The sequence below is a fragment of the Nocardia testacea NBRC 100365 genome (assembly GCF_000308775.1).
Classification (GTDB): domain Bacteria; phylum Actinomycetota; class Actinomycetes; order Mycobacteriales; family Mycobacteriaceae; genus Nocardia; species Nocardia testacea.
In genome coordinates this window covers 118,241-139,337 of the sequence record NZ_BAGJ01000027.1, presented here as the reverse complement: position 1 = coordinate 139,337, position 21,097 = coordinate 118,241, and the positions used below count along the sequence as shown (strand labels likewise).

Sequence of the window (21,097 nt, the reverse complement as noted above, 5' to 3'; positions counted from 1 at the left end):
TATCGCTGCGATCATCGGGCCGTGCAGGTATCGGTGGGGTGTTCTCCCGAGAGTGCCGCGGCCACGAACCGCTGTGCGTCGGCCAGTGAGCCGGGGACGGTTGCCCGGTGGTCCTGGTTCTCGTAGATCCGGTAGTCGAACGTTGCCCCTTTGCCGCAGAGCGTGTCGACGAGTGCGTCCGTACTCGGCCGGGTGACCAGCGTGTCCGCGCTGCCCTGGGCGATCATCACCGGCACCGCGGGCGCGGTGACGGAGGGGTCTTGTTCCTCCAGATACCGGGTGAGGGCGCCGAAGTCGGCATCGTGTTCGAAGATCTCGGTGGGCGGTATCGGTGGAACTTCGCGGATCTGCGCCACGCAACCGGTGTGCGCCGCCTGCAGCATCGGCCGTGCGGCGGGTGTGAACAGCTTGCCGGGGTCGATCGCCGGTTGAACGACGTGGGCGCCCAGCACGATGAGCGGTAGGAAGGCTGCGGCGGCCTCGGCACCGGGCCCGCCGCTGTCGACGAATTCGACCATCCGGCTGAGGCCGATACCGCCCGGCGCGATGGCGACGGCACCTTTCAGCGAGAGCGCCGGTTGCCGGGTCGCGGCGTGCTGGGCGGTGAACAATGCCGCCTGGCCGCCCTGGCTGTGTCCGGCGGCGACCCAGTCCGTGCCGATCGAATCGTTGAGCGAGCGCGCCGCCTGCACGATATCGGTGACAGTGTTCGCTTCGCCGAGTCCGTTGATGTAGGGATGTCCGCCGGGTGTGCCCAGGCCCACGAGGATCACGACGAGAACCCGCTCGCGACCGTACATATCACCGATACGGCCGCAGACGGCCGCCGCGACCGCCGCCACCAGAAGGAACGCCGTGACCGTCCAGCCGGCCGTACCGGCATCACTGCCGAAATCCCGGATGAGTGTCGGGATCGCGGCGAAAACCATCGATGATTCGAATGCGCTGATGATCTCGACCAGTACCAGAATGGCGATAATCGTCCCGGCGGAACGTTTTCTGGCGAAGCGTCCGGACGTGGGGGCCGGATAGACCGGGGCCACCGGATCAGGGAATGTCGTCATGGAATTCCTCCAGAGAGCCTTCGTGAAACGGAGGGAGCCTCCGCCACGTCGGCACAGGCTAGAGTGACGCACAGCACAGCAGGGGTGTGGTCTCGTTGTGCGGGAGTCGTCGGACGGCCGGTTGATCGGCGACGCCGGCGATGCGTCCGCCGATGACACCGGCATCGCCGAATGAGCCCGTGGCGACCGGTTTTCCAGGCTCGTCGGCGCGGCTCGGCCGGTGATCAGCGGTGCAGTCACGCGCTGCGCGGCCCGCCACAGCGCGTGACTGCACCGCCCGCGCCGGAGCGCGCAACAGTCCATATTCTCGGGCCGGTGACAGATATGACCGAATGGTGGGGGAGAACAGGGTTGGGGTCATCCTGTCGGCGTGCGGCCGCTCCGGTGAAACGAGTGACCGGAATTCACAACTCGGTCGCGATTTCCCACGCCGAATGAATCGCACCCTGGATGTAATCGACTTTCGCGGCGTCCCCCACCACATGAATCTCGGGAACTGTGCCCACCAGCGCCTCGGCCAGTGGCGCCCGCGCCGAAACGTCGGAGGCGACGACCACCATATCCGCCGGCGCGCTCGACATCTGCTCCCCGATACGGAACTCGACGTGTGTTCCGGTGATCCGCAGCACTGTGGCACCGCGGTGCAGACGCACGCCCGCCTCACCTGCGTGGCGAACGGCAGTCCACCGTCGCGGCATCGCCATCGGTACGCCGAGCTGCCGGCCTTCCTCGAGCAACGTCACGTTACGCCCGCGTTCGGCCAGGAATTCCGCGAGTTCCAGTCCCACAAGGGACCCGCCGATCACGACGATGTTCTTGCCGATCGGCAGGTACCTGCGGGTGACGGCGCGGATCGCGGCCGGGCTCTTGGTGATGCCGGAAAGTTTGCCCAGTCCGGCGATGATCCGCAGTAGCGGCGATACCCGCCCGACGTCCCCGGTGCCGGTCAACAGGGCGCGCAGGGTGTCGCCGGTGTGCACGTGCGGTAGATCGCCACCGGGAACCACCGGACGCCCGCGCACCGCCCCGGTGGCGACGATTACCGCGTCCGGGTTCAGCGCCGCGATCGACGAGACGGTGGCCTCGGATTTCAAGCGGACATCTATACCCAGACGCTCGACCTGAATCGTCAGCCATTCCAGCAGTCGCTGGTTGTCGGGTGTGGTGAGGCCGGAGAACCAGAGCGTGCCGCCGAGCCGGTCCGCTCTGTCCAGCACCGTGACCCGGTGCCCGCGTTCGGCGGCCACCCGCGCGGCCTCGAGTCCGCCCGGTCCCGCGCCGACGATGACAACATGCTTGCGGATGTCGGCGGGCGCGAGCGGAAGCAGCTTTTCATTGCCGAGAGCGGGGTTCACCGCGCAGAGGGGAGTGTCGTCCCAGAAGTTCTCCTGCACGCACACATAGCAATTGATACAGGGCCGAATCTGTTCCGGGCTCCGCGCGCGCAGCTTGTTCACCAGTTCCGGATCGGCGAGCAACTGCCGACCCATTGCCACGAAGTCGGCCGCGCCGTCGGCGATCGCCTTCTCGCCGACCTCCGGAAGCAGCCGGCCGACGGCGATCACCGGAATATGCACTGCCTTCTTCACCGCCGCGGCCAGTCTGGTGTAGGCGCCGACCTCGTCGGGCAGGGGGCCGTCGGTGAAGTTGGAGAACGGGTTGCGACCCCACCCGGTGATGTGGAGGGCATCGGCACCGGCCGCCTCGAACAGCACCGCGGCCGCCACGGCCTCCTCGGTGGTCAGCGCACCTTCCTCGCCGAATTCGCGCCCGGCGACGCGCACCAGGATCGCGAGGGAATCGCCCACCTCCGCCGCGACCGCGCGGATGACCTCCACCGCCGCGCGCGCCCGGTTCTCGAGGGATCCGCCGTATTCGTCGGTGCGCCTGTTGTCCGCCCGGCTCAGGAAGCCGCCGAGCACGTAGCCGTGTGCGACGTGGATCTCGACCGCGTCCGCGCCGGCGTCGCGCACCCGTGCGGCGGCCGCGGCGAAGCAGCGCACCAGCCAGTCGATATCGTCCTTCGTCGCCTCGTGGTACGTGGCCTGCCTACCGCCGGTGACGGCTCCCAGCTTCCGTAGCTCCTCGGGAGTGTTGTCCGCCAGGGCGGACAGATCGGCGGGGCCGCCCGGCGCCGACGGAACCAGCAGCGGCCGGCCCTGGACGGTATCGATCCGGGCGATCCTGCCGTGGTGTGTCATCTGCACGCACAGCTTGCCGCCCGCGGCATGAACGGCCTCGGCCAGCGCTTTCAGCCCGGGTACGAACCGGTCCTCGGAGAGGCCGGGTTCCTTGGTGCTCGCGCACCCGATCGGGTAGGCGACAGCGCAGGCGCCGGTGATGATCAGCCCCGTCCCGCCCGCCGCGCGGGCGGCGAAATGGTCGATATCGCCCTGCTCGATCTCGCCGTCGTCGCAGAGGTTCATATCCATTGCCGGCATGACCACGCGGTTGGCCAGGGACATCGGGCCGATGGTTCCGGGTGCGAGCAGGTGTGGGAAGGAGTGTGTGCCGGTCACGAGTAGAAGCTAGATCGCGGCGCCGGTCACGTGACCGACCGTTCTCGATCACCGAGACCTCGACCGGAAACCGTGGTCGTGCTCGTCGCAGTCGACGGCCACGCTCTTGATTTCCGGGGATCGTCGGGCCGGTCCCGGTGTCGGAGCGGCGTGGTCGAGGGTTCGCAATCCCGTGCGCTTCCCAGGGCGAACCGCAGGCATCGGCCGCCGGCGCCCTTCCGCGGCGGGCCACGGTCGGCGCGTGTGTCCAGGTGCCCGGGTGTGGTCGCGAGGGGCAGGGGTCGCGCGAACCGCCCGCGGCCGAGGCCTCGAAATGCGGTGTAGCCGAAGCTCTTGCGTATACGTGTATCTATACGTATATTCAGTGCCGGGCGTGTACGTATACATCTACTTATGATGAGCCTGTTGTCGCGCCGGAGTCGACCGCTCCGGTTGTGCCGACGGGCGTGGGGCGCCCACTCTCGGTCGGTTCGGCCGCGGCCGAGTGGGCCGGCCGAGGGGGCTTGCGAAACTGCTACTAAGCATTACTATGTAGTGGTAGCTAGTGTCACTTAATAGCTGAAAGGGGTGTTCATGGGCAAACAGGAGACGGAGATGCTCAAGGGAACGCTGGAGGGCATCGTGCTGGCGATACTGCTCGGCCGTCCCGCGTACGGCTACGAGATCACCGCATGGCTGCGGGAGCAGGGTTTCTCCGATATCGCCGAGGGCACCGTCTACGCCCTGCTGGTCCGAATCGAGAAGCGCGGATTCGTGGACGTGGAAAAGGTTCCCTCGGAGAAGGGGCCCCCGCGCAAGGTGTATTCCCTCAACGCCGCAGGACAGGAATATCTCGACGAGTTCTGGAGGACCTGGAGCTTCCTCGCCGAACGCATCGAACAGCTCCGTGTAAAGGGAGGCAAGTAGTTATGGATATATCGGATCTCGCTTCGAGGGTGATCGGCGATCTGGACGACAAGAAGCGGTGGCGGCAGTACAAAACGCGGACCAAGCAGCTGCCCCCGGGCTACCGCACCGCGGTCGAGGCTTTCGAGCGGTACCTGATGTACGGCGGAGCGGGCGGTGGCGTGGCGATGTTCGACGACCTCATCGATCTGTTCGAGCAGAGCGCGGCCGATGAAATCCCGATCCGCGAGGTCGTCGGAGCCGACCCGGTGGGGTTCATCGAGACCTTCGCGCGCAATTACCAGGAGGAATCCTGGCTCAATCGGGAACGAGCTCGGCTGAACAGCGCCATCGAGCGCGCCGCCGCAGAAGGAAAGTAGGGCCTTTCGATGACGACACAGCAAGCTCCGGCGATCCGCGTGCGCGGTCTGGAGAAGTCGTACAACAAGATGGAGGTGCTGCGCGGCGTGGACTTCGACGTCGAACGGGGCAGCATCTTCGCGCTGCTCGGCTCGAACGGCGCCGGCAAGACCACGATCGTGCGAATCTTGTCCACCCTGCTCGCAGCCGACGCCGGAACCGCCGGTGTCAACGGTTTCGACGTCGCCACGGACCCGGGAAACGTGCGGGAGTCCATCAGCCTCACCGGGCAGTTCGCCGCCGTCGACGAAATTCTCAGCGGCCGGGAGAATCTCGTGCTGATCGCCAAATTGCGGCACCTGAAGAACGCGGACAGGATCGCCGACGAGCTGCTCGAGCGTTTCTCACTGACCGACGCGGCCACGCGGAAGGTATCCACATATTCCGGGGGTATGCGCCGTCGCCTCGATATCGCCATGAGTCTCATCGGAAACCCGCCGGTGATCTTCCTCGACGAGCCCACGACCGGGCTCGACCCGCAGGCGCGTATCGAGGTGTGGGACGCGGTGAAGGAACTCGCCGAGCACGGCACGACGGTGCTGCTCACCACGCAATACCTGGACGAGGCCGAACAACTCGCCGACCGGATCGCGATCCTGCACCGCGGCCGGATCATCGTCGACGGGACCCTCGCCGAACTCGAGCAGCTACTCCCACCTGCCGAAGTCGAATATGTCGAGAAGAAACCGAGTCTCGAGGACATTTTCTTCGCTCTCGTCGGAGACGATGACGGCAAAGGTACCCCCGGCAATGACCGCGGCGCGGTTCGGACGAAATAAGGAACGACGATGACCACTCATTTCTTCGCCGACACCACCCTGCTGCTGGGACGATCGCTGCGTCATATCACGCGTAGCGTGGACACCATCATCACGACCACGATCATGCCGATCGCGTTCATGCTGCTGTTCGTCTATGTCTTCGGCGGCGCGATCGACTCGGGGTCGGACTCGTACGTCCAATATCTGCTCCCCGGCATCCTGCTCATCACGATCGCCTCGGGGATCTCCTACACCGCGTTCCGGCTGTTCCTCGATATGAAGAGTGGCATCTTCGAGCGATTCCAGTCGATGCCGATCGCGCGGTCGTCGGTGCTGTGGGCGCATGTACTGACCTCGCTGGTCGCCAACCTGATCTCTGTCGTGGTCGTCGTGCTCGTCGCCCTGCTCCTGGGTTTCCGCTCCGGCGCGGACGTGCTGTCGTGGCTCTCGGTGGCCGGGATACTGGTCCTGTTCACGCTGGCGCTGACCTGGATCGCGGTCATCCCCGGCCTGTCCGCGAAGACCCCGGACGGGGCGAGCGCGTTCTCCTACCCGCTGATCTTCCTGCCATTCATCAGCTCGGCGTTCGTGCCCACCGACACCATGCCGGGCCCGCTTCGCGCCTTCGCCGAGAACCAGCCGGTGACCTCCATCATCGACGCCATCCGCGCCCTGTTCTCCGAGCAGCCGGTCGGCAACGACATCTGGATCGCCCTCGGCTGGTGCGTCGGCATCCTGGTCGTCGCCTACCTCTTCGCCATGAACACCTACCGCCGCAAGATCTCCTGAGCCCGGCCGGCCGGGAGCGTCCGTGGCAGCTGCGCGGCGATGAAAGATCACCCGGCCCGTAGCGGAGCGTGATCGGGGCTGCGCCCGATCCATCGCCCGGGACGGCAGACCGGCCCCCGGTCCGGAGCGCGGACCGGCGAGTAGCCGGCGGGTTCACGCGATCGTCGCAATACTCTCGATTGAGAGGTTGCGGCGATCGTGTCGTTTCAGGAGGAGCTGGCCCGGTCCGTGCGCGTCGCTCAGTGGCCTCGCTCTGCCATGATCCCCGCGCCCATCGCCGTGAGGGCGTCGGCGAGCTGCCCGAGCTGATCGGTGAGGCCGCGTGCGGGGTCGGCCTGCCAGGCGATGAAGGCACCGTCGAAGCCGGCCATACCGAAATAGTCGAGTTCGTCGGCGATCACCTGCGCCGTCTCGGGCCCTTCGGCCGCGAAGGCCTGGGCGATCATGCGATTGAAGTGTTTGCGGCCGTCGCGGCGGACCTGTTCGATCATCGAGCCCACCTCGGCGTCGGCCGCCTCGGTGCTCATGAGGAGCATCAGGTGCAGCCGCAGGAAATCGGCCTTGGTCATGAAAACCTCCTCGGTGCGCTGGAGAAACCAGCCGAGCCGCTCCCGGATGGTGCCGCCCTCGGGAGGTGTCGCCTGCGCCTGTTCCATGGCGCGGTAGAACTCGTAGGCGCCGTGCGCCATCACTGCCGACAGCAGGCCGCTCTTGGAGTGGAAGTGATGGTAGATCGCGCTCTTGGGCAGTCCGGTTTCCGCACTCAACACCGAGATCGTGGTCGCGGCGTAGCCCCGTTCGGCCATCAGGCGTGAGGCCGCGTCGAGTATTTCCGCCCGGGAGCGGCGCCCGCGCCGGTTACCGGCGGGTCGGTCGATCAGGGCGTGGTGCGGGGAGGGCTCCATGCGCGCCAGCCTAGAAGGGGCGATCGGGCCGCCGACGAGGGCTCGGGCTCGTTCTGCACTGCGGAATCCGGTAGCCGTGTCCGCGGCCACATGCCACGCTGACGGTCAAAGAATGGAACGGTCGGTCCAAAAGTGATCGATCGTGGACATCGGGAGCCCCCATGAGTCAGGATTTCGACGCCGACGTCGCGATCATCGGATACGGACCCTCCGGCGTGATCGCCGCGCTGACCCTCGCCCGGCAGGGCGTCTCGGTCGTGGCCTTCGAACGCGACCGCGACATCTACCCGCGGGCCCGCGCCGTCACGATCAACGACTGGACGATGCGGATCTTCCAGAACCTGGGCATCGCCGAGCGGATCGACAAGGTGATCGATCCGCAGCGGATGCTGCGCTGGGTCACCTATGCCGGCGAGGAGGTCATGCGGATCGAGCATCCGCCCAGCATTCTCGGTGCGGGGCCGCGCTTCTACAACATCTACCAACCGACGATGGAGGCCGAATTGCGCGCGGCCGCGGCGGAATACCGAGACCTGGTGACCGTCCGCTACGGCGCGGAGGTAACCGGTGTCGACCAGGACGAGGCGGGCGTGACGATCACGACCGCGGATCCCGCCACCGGGCACAGCCATAGCTACCGCACCCGGTACGCCATCGGAGCCGACGGCGGCTCCTCCCGTACTCGCGGCTGGATCGGTGCGCGACTGGACGGCGATACCGCCGATACGCTCTGGATCGTCATCGACTGCGCGGTGCGGCGCTGGTGGCCCGACCGTGACGTCCTCACCTTCTGGACCGACCGCGAGCGCCCGGTCGTCGATATCGCCCTCTCGGGCGGAAACCATCGCTGGGAGCTGCCCCTCATGCACGGTGAGACCGAGGCCGACTTCCCCACGCACGCCGAGGTCTGGCCGCTGCTCGAGGCGATCGGCGTGACCGCGGACGATGTCGACATCCACCGGTACGCGTTCTACCGCCACCACGTCCGGATGGCCGACACCTGGCGTAACCGCCGAATCTTCCTGGTGGGCGACGCCGCGCACCTGATGCCGCCGTGGGCCGGCGCCGGTATGCAGACCGGTATACGCGACGCCCACGACCTGGGCTGGAAACTCGGCCGGGTGCTGCGCGGCGCGCTACCGGAAACATGGCTGGATACCTACGAGGCCGAGCGCCGGCCCAACGCCACCTTCTACACCGACCTCGCCGTCCGGCTGGGCCGCGTCATCAGGCAGGAGGCCACGCCGGCCGAGATCGACGCGATGAACGCCGTGCCCGATGGTCTGGTGACACCGCACGAACCGCCCCTGACCGCACCGCCGACCCTTGCCGCCGGCTGGATCCGCGGCGAGATCGGGGACGCCAGCATTGTCGGCCGCATGGTGCCCCAGCCGATCGTGGGGGATACCGCCGGTCGTATGACCCGGCTCGACGACCTGCTCGGCGACGGTTTCGTACTGCTCGGCGACGATATCGACCCGGCCACCCTGCTCGCACCCGAGGAGAAAGCCGCCTGGGACGCGCTCGGGGCCCGCTACGTGGCCGTTCGTCCGCGCAACGTCCACACCCGGGGGAGTGACGATCTCGTCGACCTGGACGACGTCCTGCGGCCCTGGCTGCAGCGCTACCGCGTCCGCGCCGTCGCGGTGCGGCCCGACCGCTTCGTCGCGGCCGACGACGTGCACGGGCTCACCGTTCCCACCTGCTGAAGTCCGAAGCGACAGGAGCTTTCCCAATGTCCGGAGTGAAAGAACTCGCCTACGTCGTCTACGAGGCGAGTGATCTCGCCGCCTGGCGGCATTTCGCCTGCGACCTGCTCGGTATGCACCTCGCCGAGGAGGACGCCGACGCGCTCCTCCTGCGCACCGACGAACGGGCCTTCCGCTGGCGCATCCAGCGCGGCGCCACCGACGACCTGCTCGTCTCGGGATACGAGGTGGATTCGGCGGAGTCGCTGGATCATCTCGTCGAACGCCTCCGCGCCGCCGGCGCGCAGGTCGCCGAGGGCGACGCCGCCTTGGCCGCGTCCCGTCGAGTCGAACGAATCGTGCTGACCGCCGATCCGATGGGCAACCGCATCGAGTTGGTGACCGGTTTCGCCGACGCGGCCACCCCGTTCCGCTCCGAGGTGCTGCTCGGTTCGTTCGTCACCGGCGCCGGCGGTGCCGGCCATCAGGTGCTGCTCGCCCGGGGTGTCCCGCGCGCGGAGTACATGGCCTTCTACGAGGGCGTGCTGGGCTTCCGCGTCAGCGACACCATCGTCGAGGAACTGACACCCGGTGTGTACGCCGACCTGATCTTCCTGCACTGCAATCCACGCCATCATTCGGTCGCGTTCGGTGAGATGCCGCATCCGAAGCGGACCCATCACTTCATGATCGAGGTGAGTGATATCCGCGATGTGGGCGCGGCCTACGACCGTTGTATGGACGCCGCGCAACCGTTCGAGATGACGCTGGGGATGCACCCGAACGACAACATGTTCAGCTTCTACGTCCGCACGCCGTCCGGTTTCTCCGTCGAATTCGGCTGGGGCGGTCTGCTGATCGATGACGAGACCTGGCAGGTGCGCACGCTGGACCGGTTGCACAGCTGGGGGCATCGGGCTCCCGAGGTGGTCCACGAATTGCTCGGCCGCGCGCCGTTCACGAATATCGCACCCGAGGAGGAGACCCGCCGATGACGATCACCCAGGATGCGGCGGCGCGCACGGTCACCACCCGTGACTGGACGCTGCGTTATTACGAGGCCGGCCCGGCCGATGCCCGGCCGATCGTGCTCCTGCACGGCAGCGGCCCGGGGGCGACCGGCTGGTCCAACTTCGCCGGAAATATTCCACGGCTGGCCGAACGGTTCCACGTCTACGCCGTCGACATGCCCGGTTGGGGGGAGTCGGATGCGGTCACCGTCGACAAGCTCGATCATGTCGGCGCGGCAGTTCAGTTCCTGGACGCGGTCGGTATCGAGAAGGCGGCCTTCGTCGGCAACTCGATGGGTGGGCACACCTCGCTGCGACTGGCGATCCACCATCCGGAGCGGGTGAGCCACCTGGTCACGATGGGTCCGCCGATCGGTAGGGCGCCGAGCTTGTTCGGGCCGGGAGACGGCCCGTCCGAGGGCCTGAAGGTGCTGATCGCGGCCTATCAGGATCCCTCCCCGGCGAATATGCGCCATCTGGTGGAGGTGATGACCTTCGACAAGGCGCGCTTCGCCACCCCGGAGCTGGTACAGGCCCGTTCCGCCGCGGCACTCGCGCGCCCCGAGCACCTGCGCAACTATGTGGCGGGTCTCGCCGCGGGGACGCCGATCCCGGTATGGGTCGACCGTTCGAAACTCGCCGGCATCTCCGCCCCCACACTGCTGATCCACGGTAGGGACGACCGGGTGGTGTCCTACGAGAACACGCTCTTGCTGCTGGCGCATATCCCCGACAGCCGGGCGGTACTGCTCAACCGCTGCGGACACTGGGCGATGATCGAGCATGCCGAGGAGTTCAACCGGCTCGTCGCGGACTTCGTCGCCGCCCACTGAGCGGCAGCCTGGGCCGCGGAGCGCGCGGCCGATCCGGGTGGCCTGTCCGTGCGGCGGTGAAATCCTCCGAGGCCGTACACGGCTGTTCCATCACCTCGACCCCGGGATCGCCGACAGCCGCCGGTCCGCGGCGATCGCGAAATCGGCCTCGGCATCCGCGCTGACGGTCGGGATCGCGACCTCGGTCAGTTCGGTTTCCGCCTCGACCCCGTGGGTCGCGGCCACGCCGTCGGCCACCCGGGTGACCAGGGCCCGCAGCCGAGCCGAATCCGCCGCGGTGAACGCGCGCGCCGTACCGCTGAGCTGCGCGGTATCCGGGATGACATTACCGCTGTGACCACCACTGATCTGCCCGACCGTGGCAACGACGGGGGTCAGCATCCCGAACGTGCGGGTGATCGCCGTCTGGAGCGCGGAAACGAACTCCGCGGCGGCGACGATCGGGTCGCGGGCCCGCGACGACGTCTACACGATCCGCCTGGCCCCCGCGATCGCCTCGGTACGCACCGCGCTCGAACGGTGACGATGGAACTCGCCGGCCGGATCTCCTCCGATGCCCAGGTCGTCCTCGGCATGATCGAGCTACCCGAACCCGACGACCGGCTCGCCGCCGATATCCGCGCACTGGCCGGCAGCCTGTTCCCGATCGGTCCGGCGAGCTATGTACTGGTCAGCACGCGCGGGGTGCTGGCCCAGCACACCTGCGACTGGACCGTCATGCCGCTGCTCGAACAACTCGCGCAACGGCACCACTGGGTGCGGATCGGGCTCGGCGTGGGCCGGTCCGCCGCCGACGCCGAGGCCCTGGCCCGGCGGGCGGTCGAACGGTGCCGTGCCGCCGGGCCGTTCACCGCGATCGTCTCGGTGGGCTCCGGACGCGACTTCGTGATCACCGAGACGGAGTCCGATCCCGGCCGGGCCGAGGAGCCGGTGAGTCTGCACGTCGCCGCCCACCGGCCGGGCTGTCCCGGGCGACACTGGTCAAACTCGAGGCCGCCGTCGCCGCGCATCCCGGCGGCGAGGTCACCGCCGCGGATATCGCCGCCGCGCTGGGCATCGAACCGCGTTCCGCGCGCCGGACATTGAAACAGCTCGAACGGTCGGGCCTGGCGCAACCGGTCGGTACTGTCGGCAGTGGCGCCGGTCGGCCGGCGGTGCGCTACGCGGTACGCGGTACGCGGTACGCCTGGAGTCGTAACGGCGCGCCGGGGCGGCCGGCTCAGAGCGCGACGAACTCGTAACCGTGCGCGGCCGCCACTTCTTCGGAGAACAGGCGCCCGCGATCTGTACTCAGCCCCGAGGCCAGCCCGGCATCGTCGGCCACCGCGCGCTGCCAGCCCTTGTCGGCCAATGCGACGACGTAGGGCAGGGTGGCGTTCGTCAGCGCGTTCGTCGACGTGTTCGGGACGGCGCCGGGCATATTCGCCACGCAGTAGAACAACGAGTCGTGTACCCGGTAGGTCGGCTCGGCGTGTGTGGTCGGCCGCGAGTCCGCGAAGCAGCCGCCCTGGTCGATGGCGACGTCGACCAGTACCGATCCGGGTTTCATGCGCGCCACCAGATCGTTCGGCACGAGTGTGGGAGCCTTCGCGCCGGGTACCAGGACCGCTCCGATGACGAGATCGGCACGCAGGACCGCCTGCTCTATCGCGTAGGCATTGGAGACCACCGTCGCGACATGTCCGCCGTAGCGAGCGTCGATCTCCCGGAGCCGATCCAGGGAGAGGTCGAGAACGGTCACCTCCGCGCGCATCCCGAATGCCACCGCGATCGCGTTGCTCCCGGCGACGCCGGCGCCGATCACCACGACAGCGGCGGGCCGGACTCCCGGGACTCCGCCCATCAGGACACCGCGGCCACCGGTCGGTTTCAACAGATGGTAGGCCCCGGCCTGCGCCGACAACCGGCCGGCCACCTCGCTCATCGGCGCCAGCAGCGGCAGGGCGGCCCCCGCGGTCACGGTCTCGTAGGCGATCGCCGTGGTGCCCGAGGCCAGCAGCGCGTCCGTGCAGGATTTCGAGGCCGCCAGATGCAGGAAGGTGAACAGCACCTGATCCGCGTGCAGTAGCGAATATTCCTCTGGCACCGGTTCTTTCACTTTGAGGAGCAGATCGGCGGTTCGCCATACCTGTTCGGCGGTGCTCGCGATCTCGGCGCCGACGGCCGTGAAATCGTCGTCGGAGAACGAAGAACCGATACCCGCGCCCGCCTCGATCACGACAGTATGGCCACGGCGAACGAGTTCGTGAGCGCCCGCGGGTGTGATCGCGACACGGTATTCGTGCGTCTTGAGCTCGCGGGGAATCCCGATCTTCACCGGGCCGGCTCCATCGCTGTGTGTGTCACGGCAGGAGGACCCGGCAGCGTGTCACGCACTCCTGTCACGGAGACTCCTCCTTGTTGTGTGGCGGACCTACGGAATGGAACAGTCACGCTTGCCGAGCGGTGGATCGCAAGCCATGATGCCCTTCGTCCGCTCGCGGTCGTGGGCTCGTGGATCGGCGGCCCGGAGTGCGCAACCGAACTGTTATCCGGGCGGCGCGCAACATGGGGTCGCCGTAGTATCGGCCGAATTTCGGGCGGATATGGCGTAACCCGCTGGTAGAGGGCGGGCTCTGCGCGCTGGGTGCTGGTCAGGCCGGGGGTTGTGGGGTGAGGCGGTCGCGGTAGATCCGGTATGCCTTGCGGTCGGCGGCCGCGGTGCTGTGTGCGAGGGGTTCGGCGGCGGCCAGCAGTGCCTGGTGGATGTGTGGTGGGGCGGTGACGTGCAGGCTGTAGCCCTGGCCTCGCCGTATCTGCCGGCCGTCGCGTAGGGCGTGGCGTTCGGTTTCGCCGAGGTCGGCGGTGTGGGCGGCGAGGTGCGTCGGCCGTCCACGAGGTCGTGATCATGGAATATCGTGCCGGTCATGACCACGAATGACTGGTTGGCCGACACCCGAACCTCTTATGACACGGTCGCGGTCAGCTATGCCGACCAAGTGCGCGGCGCCCTCGCCGGACACCAGTACCTTCGCGCGGCTCTGGCGTTGTTCGCCGACAGCGTGCGGATCGCCGGCGGCGGGCCGGTCGCGGACGTCGGCTGCGGCCCCGGTGAAGTCACCGCCCACCTGCATGAGCTCGGTGTCGACGCCTTCGGTATCGACCTATCCCCGGCTATGATCGAGGTGGCCCGGCGCGACCACCCCGGCCTGCGGTTCGAGGTGGGCTCGATGACGGACCTGGACCTGCCCGTCGCTTCGGTGGCCGGCCTGCTCGCCTGGCAGTCGTTGATCCACATCCCTGACGACGAGGTGCCGACCGTGTTCGGGCACTTCCGCCGAGCATTGCGTCCCGGCGGACCGCTGCAGCTGCTGTTTCACGTCGGCGACGAGTCGTTGTTGAAGACGGACGGCTATGGCGGTCACCCGATGAATGTGCATGTCCACCGCCGTCAGCCTGACCGGGTGGCATCCTGGCTGCGCGATGCCGGATTCGTGGTCGAGGCTCAGATGCTGCTCGACCCGGACGCGAAAGCTCAGCAAGCGATTCTTTTCGCACGCAGTAAGTCCTGACTTCTGCATATGTCGGGCTCGCCAGTCGGATCCGGGGCCGATGCCCGAGATGGACGCCGACACTGCGCTATGCCCTCGGCGCGACCGTCGTGACCACGGACGCGCTCTACACCTGCAAGCCCTATGGATCCCGCCCGAGGCAGCGATCAGAACAGGGTGTCGCGGACCCGCAACGGCCGATATCCGGTTGGGCCGAGTGCGGCGAGTTCGGCGTCGATGTCGACCTCGATCGCGCCGAAGAAATTGATGTTCTCGCTGTGCGCGGGGCTGATGTGGGCGAGCACATCGTCATCGATTCGGCGGCCGGACCGCCGCATCTGCTCCACGGCGAGGCCGTAATACTCTGTGGCCCAGGCGATCACGGCGTTCGTGGCCAGGGTGAGGCACCATGCTTGTTCGGTCTGCCCGTCGAGGTGTCGCGCCCGGATCATGCCCTCGTGGGCGTAGAGCAGGTCGCGGCGCAGCGCGTGCAACGATTCTCCCTTGTTGAGTTGGCGCGAGATCTTGCGCCGGTAGTCGGGGTCGGCGAGGTATTTCGCGGCGTAGATCGTGCGCCGCAGCGCCCCGTACTCCTTGAGTGCCGCGGCGAGGGCGTTCTGACGCCCGGAGGCCGAGAGTTTCTCGACCAGCAGCGAGGCGGTGGCGTGCCCGAACTTCAACGACCCCGCCAACCGCAGCAGGTCGTCCCAGTGCTCGGCGATCAACTCGGTGTTCAGCTTGCGCGTCCTCAACGGGCCCGTGCGCGGGAACCGCGCCTCGGCGTCGGCGCGCGGGCCCGGCCGGTAGAGGGTGATGCGTCCCAGGTCCCGGATCTGGGGCGAGAGCTGCATCCCGAGCAGGTCGAACAATCCGAAATTGACGAGGGTGACGCCGTGGGTGTCGGTCGCGTGTTCGGTGATCGGGAGATCGGTGGCGTTGCCCAGGATCTCGTCGAGCACGTAGTGCGCCTCGCGGCGGGTGGCGACGATGATCTTCGTGCCGTAGGTGGCGTGCTGGTCGGTGACGTGGGTGTAGGTCGACAGGCCCTCGTTGGCGAAATAGCGGCTCAACGCTCTGGCGGTGATCGACTTGCCGCGCGTCGGGAAGCGTTGACCGTCACTCGAGGACAAGGTTCGGGCGCCGAACACCGTGGTCAGCGGCAGGCGTTGATGGTAGTCGATGATCGCCAGGTTCGCCGCCCGCAACGTCTCCTCGCGCACGTACCATTCCGAGGTCCAGGCCAGGATGTCGTAAGAGAACCCGCACGCCTCACCCATCCGCGTCAGCCCGAGGTTGGTCGAGTACGCGAGCAGGACCGCGATCAGGTTACGTTTCAATTCCGGAGTGCGAGTCTGTTTTCCGCTCGCGTGGGTGAAGCAGTCCAGGTAGCCGGTGCGTTTGTCCAGCTCGATGAGAAGCGACACGATCGGGGCGAACGGCAGCATTTCCGTGAGCTCGGCCTTCAACGCGATCGCCTCGGCCGGGACATCCTCGGCGGTCAGCGGTGAGATCACCAGATCCCCGGCCTCGTCGAGGCGGACCGGGCCGTTACCGTCGGCGAGGACGGTCTCCAGCTCGGCGACCACGGTGTGCAGTTCGTCGGTCGCGGCCGCCAGCGCCTGGGCCGGGTCGGCGGATTTGCCGACCAGACGGCAGAACTCGACGCGCTGAGGCTCCCACTGCTCGGCGGTGAGCAGATAGGCGGCCGGGTCGGCGTAACGGCGTGAGCCGGGCACGAACACGTACCCGCTGCGCAGCCCGTCGCGTAATCCGAGCAGCACGCACAGCTCCCAGTAGTGCCGATACGCGGTGGCGCTCCCGGCTTTGCGGGCTTCGTCGAGGTAGCCGCGCCATTTCGGGGGCACGAATCCGGTCGGGGCTTCCGCGGGGACCTTACGGGCGCCGGTCGCGTTCAACTCGCGCAGCATATGCACCGCGATCAGCAACTCCGTCGCCGCGGTCCCGCCCGCGAAACGCACCGTCGACAGAACCGCAGGAGTGAACTGGCGCAGATACGAATACGAGGCGTCGAGCGCGGCCAGATGCCCGTGATCACGCGGAAGTCGGGGCTTGGCCTGCGCGAGCGCCGCGCGTAGCCGTTCCCACCCGATCCGCTCACCGCGGATCAGCCCGCCGATCTGCTCGTCACCGATCCCGAGGTCGGTGACGATCTCGAGAAGATCGTCGAGCAGGGCCTGGCGGTCCTCGCCGGTCTTGCCGCGCTCGGCCAATTCCTGCCGCATGCGGCGTTCGGCGGCACCGAATTTCGCCGAGATCGCCTGATCGAACAACCCCACCACCTCATCGAGCACATCGGTGCCCGACTGCGCCAGCACCGTGAGCAGAATCGGATACCGGCGCTGCGGGTCACGACGTTCGAGGGCTTGGCCGGTCAACCGGCGGCCCATCGTGGCCAGGAACCGGCGCCGCTCGGCCGGAAGCACCGACATATCCAGCTCGTCTGCGCCGAGACCGCGCAGGAACCCGCGCTTGTCGACCTCCGCGCGTACCGCCGACGCGGACGCCTCCACCGGGCCGGTCGACAGCCACCGCAACCGCGACATCCCGATCGAAGCGTCGTTGACCAGCAACCCGTCCAACTGCGCGCACCGCTCGGGAGTGAACTCGTAGGCGAGCCGATCGTAGGTTTCGGCCTGGGCGCGGGCGCGAGCGTGGGCGACCCGCTCGATCACCATCACCGGCCCCGGCCGGATCACCCGCGCCGACACCAGGAACTCGCACCCCAACCGGAACAGCAGCGTCGGGGAATCGTGCTCCAACGCCCGCGCCAGCAGGAACTCGTCGAGTTCCTTCAACTCCATCGCCCCCGCGGTGCGCCAGCCCAGATACCGCGCGACCAGCCGCACATGCTCGGTCCGGGTCTTGGCGCGACGACCGTAGGAGCCGATCTCGACCGGATCCACCCCCAACTGCCCCGCCAACCGCGCCACCGCCACCGGCGGCGCGGCCACCAACCTGTCCGGAACGAACCCCAACCACGGCAACGTGCACAACGCGATCGCCAACCCCCAACCGATCCGCCGGACCCCGACCACGCCCCGGACCCACAAACGCCACATCCGCCGGACTCAACGTGAAGAACCGGAACAACTCCTCACGACCGATCTCCGGGAACTCCCGCAGACGCTCCAACTCCTCGTCCGCGAACACCCGCGTCGCCACGAACCCTCACCCTCCACCACACCGACCGACCACAACGCGAGCCAGCAAAGCGCCAACAGCCCAATCCCGCAGCGCGACAACACCAAACCCCACCACTACCAGCGGGTTACGCCATATCCGCCCGAAATTCGGCCGATACTACGGTGACCCCAACATGCGCGCCGAACAGGTGAGCCGTCGCGGTCGTGCGCTCGGTATCCGGACCTGTGCCGGGCAGCTGCCCCGATTCGCGACCTCAGAATCCGGCGTGGAGGCGAGCCCAGTCGATCTCCCATTGCTCCATTCGGCGCGATCGAATGCGGTGGGCGATCAACGCTGCCGGAAGGCAGTAGAGCAGGACCGGTGCGCTCCAGGTGAACAGCGCGACGAGGGTGGAGTCGAACAGGACCGACGAGTCGTTCGGAGGTGCCGTGGTCTGCGTGCCGTCCCGTTCCACCCAGATCTCGACGATCTCACCGCGGCGATGGCCGGCCGGGGCGTACACATTGCCGGTGTGCTGTGCGCCGGCGGCGAACCAGGTGGCCGGCACGGTGGGGTACAGGTCGTATTCATTGGGCGTGGGCGCGGTGTCCAGGAGTGTCGCGGGCACGCGGGACCGTTCGGCCGCCGCTTCGACAGCGGATTCGCTCAGTCCCCGATGGGCGTGGATCCCGGCCGCCGCCGCGATCGGGATCGCCGCGGCGGCGACGAGCAGCGCACCGCATACGAGCCAGGCGAGGAGGCGGTCTCCGGGGCGCGGAAGTGGACTGTCGCGCCACGGACGCAGGTTCCACAGCCGTGTGGTGGCGGGGGGGTATCTGCTCGGTGGGTGGATCATTCGTTTCGTCCGGGAGAAGAAATAGGGTTGATAGTGTTTCCCTCCGATCATCTCAGGCCGTGCCAGGGATGTCGGTGCCGGAAGCCTGTGATACGCCTCATGTATCGCCGCCGAACCGGTTCCGCCGGGCGAGCGACCTGTGCGGGGACGAATCGGGCGGCTGGACCGTCCTCGTCGTCGACGCCTGCGCCATCGACCGGCCCGGCAGTCGTGTGCCGTCCGGGCAACTTCGGATGGCCGGGTCATGGGGACGGTTCCCCCCGATGCGCGGGTGCCTCGAGCAGCCGGTCGAGGTGAGTACGCGACCAATCACACAGCGTGTGGACCGTGGCCACGAGCCGTGTTCCGGCCGCGGTGAGCGAGTAGTCGACGCGGGGATTGGCGGTGCCGTGGTCGTAGCGGGCGATCAGCCCGTGGTTCTCGAGTTCCCGGAGAGTCTGGGTGAGCATCTTGTAGCTGATGCCGTCGACCGCACGGTGCAGCGCACGGAAGCGGTGGTGACCGGCCCCGATCTCCTCCATGACGCGCAGGCCCCATTTCGTCGACACCGCCGCGAATACCCGCAGCGCGATATCGCGGGCGCGCTGCTCTTCGTCGTCGTCGCCGGACATCGGGAACCACCGCTCACCTTCGAGTGCGTACTGTTGCCGCCGGTGGCTCCACCGTAGCGTCTCGACCATGCAGATCCTGAAGACCTACGCCCGCCTGTTCGTCGCCGACCTCGATACCGCGTTGCCGCTCTACGAGAGCATCGTCGGCGCCACCGCGGATCTGCGCTTCGGGTTCGAGCAGGCGGAGCTCGCGGCGGTCGGCGATTTCCTGCTCATCGCCTGCCCACCCGAACATATCGATCGCTACCGCTCGACCGTCGGGCCGGTGATCGTCGACGATCTCGACGGGTCGATCGCTCGGCTCACCGCCGCGGCGGCCGTGGTGACCGGGGGGCCGTTCACGAGCGCGACCGGCCGCTTCGCCTATCTCCGCCATCCCGACGGGGCCGACGTCGAGTACGTCGAGTGGTCGGCGCAGGTACGGGCCCGCGTGCTCGGCCGAACTCGGAGGCGCCGGCCGGGAATGGCTGTCCCGCAGCGGTATCGGGTAGATTCCCAGTCCCGACCGGCGCACCGTCTGTCGTGAGTCGAGACCTGGGGTTCGATGTGAGACGCCGACGTATGAGGGCCGCGCTGCCGGCCGCTGTTGCCGCTGCGATGTTCGCCGTATCGGTCACGGTATTCGGCGCCGGGAACGGCTCCGCCGACGGTGGCGATCCGATCGTCGACACTCGGAAGCTGCTGGCCGATCCGGTCTCTGCGAACGGCTCGCGAATCGTCGCGAGCAGAGTCGACGGTCGCAGCCTGACCATGCTGGTCCACTCCGCGGCGATGGACGAGAACATCACTGTCCGGGTGCAGCGTCCTCGCGACGCCTCGCGACCCCGGCCGGTGCTCTACCTCGTCAACGGGGCGGGCGGTGGCACCGACGCGGCGACCTGGTGGGCCAATACCGATGTCGGCGATTTCCTGGCCACCAAGGATGTCAATGTCGTGATGCCGGTCGGTGGCGCGTTCGCCTACTACACCGACTGGAAACGCGATGATCCGGTGCTCGGCCGCAACAAATGGCGCACCTTCTTTCTCGAGGAGCTGCCGCCGCTGGTCGACGGCGCACTGGGCACCAATGGGATCAATGCGATCGCCGCGAACTCGATGACCGCTACCGCGATTCTGCAGATGGCCGAGGCCGCGCCCGGCTTCTACCGGACCGTCGCCGGGTACAGCGGCTGCGCCCAGATCGCCGACCCCGTCGGGCGGCAGTTCACGAAACTGGTCGTCGAGCTCTACGGTGGCGGCGATGTCCGCAATATGTACGGCGAAGACGACGATCCGACCTGGGTCGCCAACGATCCGGTGGTGAACGCCGAGGCATTGCGCGGTACGAAGTTGTTCGTTTCGACCGGCAACGGACTGCCCGGGCAGTGGGACACCGTCGACGGTGAGTACGCGCTGCCGGGCCCCAAGGGTTTGGCCAATCAGCTCCTGGTCGGCGGTGTCATCGAGGCCGCCACCGGTTGGTGCACCCGCAACCTCGAGGACCGGCTCGCGCAACTGGAGATCCCGGCCACCTTCGACTACGCGCCGTCGGGCACACATTCCTGGGGTTACTGGCGTGACGCGTTCTACCGGTCCTGGCCACTCCTCGCCGAGGGGCTCGGAATCCCCGCGTAGGAGCCACCGGACACCGGCTTCCGCCACGTTCTCCCGCGACCGACCGCGCCGGCCGGCACGACAATCCGGCCTGTGGCGGGGCTCGCGACCGAGGAACCGGGTGGGATGTGGCCCGAGCCCGGGCAGGCCCGCGCCGATCGGACGGCGCACCGGCGTACGGCGTCAGCCGACGCGATCGGAGTGAGCGGCCGTTTGCAGCGAACCCGGCGCGCCGGGGTCACCGGCCGTCGCCGGAGCGGTTCGCTGCCGCGCGCGCCGGAAGCGTACTTCGCCGGCCACTATCGTCGCCTCGGTCATACCGCCGCCGCCTTCGACGATCGCGGCACATATGTCGTGTGCGCGTGACGCGTCGACGTCGACCACCGCCATATCGGCCGACCGCCCGGGCTCCAGCCTGCCGATTCTGTTGGGGAATACGGACCGGTTCGTCCGGGATTATGCGATCGGCGGTGGCGATCGGCATCGGAA

The 21,097-nt window shown here is 67.8% G+C and carries 20 protein-coding genes and 1 pseudogene; 12 read left to right on the top strand and 9 right to left on the bottom strand.

What is annotated here, in order from left to right; genetic code table 11:
• Positions 1 to 11 precede the first annotated feature (11 nt).
• Positions 12 to 1,064 carry an MFS transporter gene (locus tag ON38_RS36985; protein WP_051164335.1) on the bottom strand — a complete coding sequence of 351 codons (1,053 nt, stop codon included), beginning with the start codon at positions 1,062 to 1,064 and terminating at the stop codon, positions 12 to 14.
• Positions 1,065 to 1,468: 404 nt separating this feature from the next.
• Entirely contained in the window at positions 1,469 to 3,583 is a 2,115-nt protein-coding gene (locus tag ON38_RS03765) for an oxidoreductase (protein ID WP_039822339.1), read from the bottom strand.
• A gap of 573 nt (positions 3,584 to 4,156) precedes the next feature.
• Here ON38_RS03765 and ON38_RS03760 point away from each other — a divergent pair.
• Genes ON38_RS03760 through ON38_RS03745 form a run of 4 tightly spaced genes read left to right on the top strand, consistent with a single transcriptional unit; the run spans position 4,157 to position 6,438 of the window.
• The gene (locus tag ON38_RS03760) at positions 4,157 to 4,489 is read left to right on the top strand and encodes a PadR family transcriptional regulator (protein ID WP_039822337.1); all 333 of its coding nucleotides are present in this window, start codon (positions 4,157 to 4,159) and stop codon (positions 4,487 to 4,489) included.
• A gap of 2 nt (positions 4,490 to 4,491) precedes the next feature.
• On the top strand, positions 4,492 to 4,848 hold the full coding sequence (locus ON38_RS03755; protein ID WP_039822336.1) for a DUF1048 domain-containing protein: 357 nt from the start codon (positions 4,492 to 4,494) through the stop codon (positions 4,846 to 4,848).
• Between the two features lie 9 nt (positions 4,849 to 4,857).
• Positions 4,858 to 5,667, top strand: a complete 810-nt coding sequence (locus tag ON38_RS03750) for an ABC transporter ATP-binding protein (protein ID WP_039822335.1) — start codon at positions 4,858 to 4,860, stop codon at positions 5,665 to 5,667.
• A gap of 9 nt (positions 5,668 to 5,676) precedes the next feature.
• Positions 5,677 to 6,438: an ABC transporter permease gene (locus ON38_RS03745; RefSeq protein ID WP_039822332.1), complete on the top strand. Its 762-nt coding sequence runs from the start codon at positions 5,677 to 5,679 to the stop codon at positions 6,436 to 6,438.
• A gap of 239 nt (positions 6,439 to 6,677) precedes the next feature.
• On the opposite strand, the gene ON38_RS03740 is transcribed toward ON38_RS03745, so the two are convergent.
• A complete protein-coding gene (locus ON38_RS03740) occupies positions 6,678 to 7,343 on the bottom strand; it encodes a TetR/AcrR family transcriptional regulator (RefSeq protein ID WP_085995336.1) in 666 nt (221 codons plus the stop codon).
• A 161-nt stretch (positions 7,344 to 7,504) separates the two neighbouring features.
• On the opposite strand from ON38_RS03740, the gene ON38_RS03735 reads away from it, so the two are divergent.
• From ON38_RS03735 to ON38_RS03725, 3 genes are read left to right on the top strand one after another with little or no spacing between them, the layout of a single operon-like run.
• Positions 7,505 to 9,052 carry a bifunctional 3-(3-hydroxy-phenyl)propionate/3-hydroxycinnamic acid hydroxylase gene (locus ON38_RS03735; protein ID WP_039822330.1) on the top strand — a complete coding sequence of 516 codons (1,548 nt, stop codon included), beginning with the start codon at positions 7,505 to 7,507 and terminating at the stop codon, positions 9,050 to 9,052.
• A gap of 26 nt (positions 9,053 to 9,078) precedes the next feature.
• Positions 9,079 to 10,026 (top strand): VOC family protein, encoded by a 948-nt coding sequence (locus tag ON38_RS03730; protein WP_051164334.1) that lies wholly within the window; start codon positions 9,079 to 9,081, stop codon positions 10,024 to 10,026.
• Positions 10,023 to 10,874 (top strand): alpha/beta hydrolase, encoded by an 852-nt coding sequence (locus ON38_RS03725; RefSeq protein WP_039822327.1) that lies wholly within the window; start codon positions 10,023 to 10,025, stop codon positions 10,872 to 10,874. Before ON38_RS03730 ends, ON38_RS03725 begins: the two co-directional genes overlap by 4 nt.
• Before the next feature lie 90 nt (positions 10,875 to 10,964).
• Here the strand turns inward: ON38_RS03725 and ON38_RS03720 are convergent, their stop codons facing one another.
• Positions 10,965 to 11,273, bottom strand: coding sequence for a zinc-binding metallopeptidase family protein (locus tag ON38_RS03720; protein ID WP_245563900.1), 309 nt, complete (start codon positions 11,271 to 11,273; stop codon positions 10,965 to 10,967).
• On the opposite strand from ON38_RS03720, the gene ON38_RS37870 reads away from it, so the two are divergent.
• Positions 11,263 to 11,397, top strand: a complete 135-nt coding sequence (locus ON38_RS37870) for a hypothetical protein (RefSeq protein ID WP_281004596.1) — start codon at positions 11,263 to 11,265, stop codon at positions 11,395 to 11,397. The two genes, ON38_RS03720 and ON38_RS37870, sit on opposite strands and share 11 nt — an antisense overlap.
• The gene (locus tag ON38_RS37345; protein ID WP_245563899.1) at positions 11,394 to 11,960 is read left to right on the top strand and encodes a hypothetical protein; all 567 of its coding nucleotides are present in this window, start codon (positions 11,394 to 11,396) and stop codon (positions 11,958 to 11,960) included. Before ON38_RS37870 ends, ON38_RS37345 begins: the two co-directional genes overlap by 4 nt.
• A gap of 133 nt (positions 11,961 to 12,093) precedes the next feature.
• On the opposite strand, the gene ald is transcribed toward ON38_RS37345, so the two are convergent.
• Positions 12,094 to 13,191 carry an alanine dehydrogenase gene (gene ald, locus ON38_RS03710; RefSeq protein WP_039822322.1) on the bottom strand — a complete coding sequence of 366 codons (1,098 nt, stop codon included), beginning with the start codon at positions 13,189 to 13,191 and terminating at the stop codon, positions 12,094 to 12,096.
• 589 nt (positions 13,192 to 13,780) lie between these two features.
• Between ald and ON38_RS03705 the strand changes: the two genes are divergently transcribed.
• Positions 13,781 to 14,425 carry a class I SAM-dependent DNA methyltransferase gene (locus ON38_RS03705; RefSeq protein WP_039822320.1) on the top strand — a complete coding sequence of 215 codons (645 nt, stop codon included), beginning with the start codon at positions 13,781 to 13,783 and terminating at the stop codon, positions 14,423 to 14,425.
• A gap of 146 nt (positions 14,426 to 14,571) precedes the next feature.
• Here ON38_RS03705 and ON38_RS03700 read toward each other — a convergent pair.
• From ON38_RS03700 to ON38_RS03690, 3 genes and pseudogenes are all read right to left on the bottom strand, one after another.
• A pseudogene (locus ON38_RS03700) lies at positions 14,572 to 17,587 on the bottom strand (Tn3 family transposase).
• A gap of 235 nt (positions 17,588 to 17,822) precedes the next feature.
• Positions 17,823 to 18,404 carry an Rv1733c family protein gene (locus ON38_RS03695; protein ID WP_157181651.1) on the bottom strand — a complete coding sequence of 194 codons (582 nt, stop codon included), beginning with the start codon at positions 18,402 to 18,404 and terminating at the stop codon, positions 17,823 to 17,825.
• A gap of 242 nt (positions 18,405 to 18,646) precedes the next feature.
• Positions 18,647 to 19,084 (bottom strand): winged helix-turn-helix transcriptional regulator, encoded by a 438-nt coding sequence (locus ON38_RS03690; RefSeq protein WP_245563898.1) that lies wholly within the window; start codon positions 19,082 to 19,084, stop codon positions 18,647 to 18,649.
• On the opposite strand from ON38_RS03690, the gene ON38_RS03685 reads away from it, so the two are divergent.
• Both ON38_RS03685 and ON38_RS03680 read left to right on the top strand, forming a co-directional pair.
• Positions 19,083 to 19,541 (top strand): VOC family protein, encoded by a 459-nt coding sequence (locus tag ON38_RS03685; RefSeq protein WP_245563897.1) that lies wholly within the window; start codon positions 19,083 to 19,085, stop codon positions 19,539 to 19,541. The genes ON38_RS03690 and ON38_RS03685 overlap by 2 nt on opposite strands.
• Positions 19,542 to 19,576: 35 nt before the next feature.
• Entirely contained in the window at positions 19,577 to 20,629 is a 1,053-nt protein-coding gene (locus tag ON38_RS03680; protein ID WP_039822316.1) for an alpha/beta hydrolase, read from the top strand.
• Between the two features lie 162 nt (positions 20,630 to 20,791).
• Here the strand turns inward: ON38_RS03680 and ON38_RS35810 are convergent, their stop codons facing one another.
• The gene (locus ON38_RS35810; protein ID WP_157181650.1) at positions 20,792 to 20,998 is read right to left on the bottom strand and encodes a hypothetical protein; all 207 of its coding nucleotides are present in this window, start codon (positions 20,996 to 20,998) and stop codon (positions 20,792 to 20,794) included.
• Positions 20,999 to 21,097 lie beyond the last annotated feature (99 nt).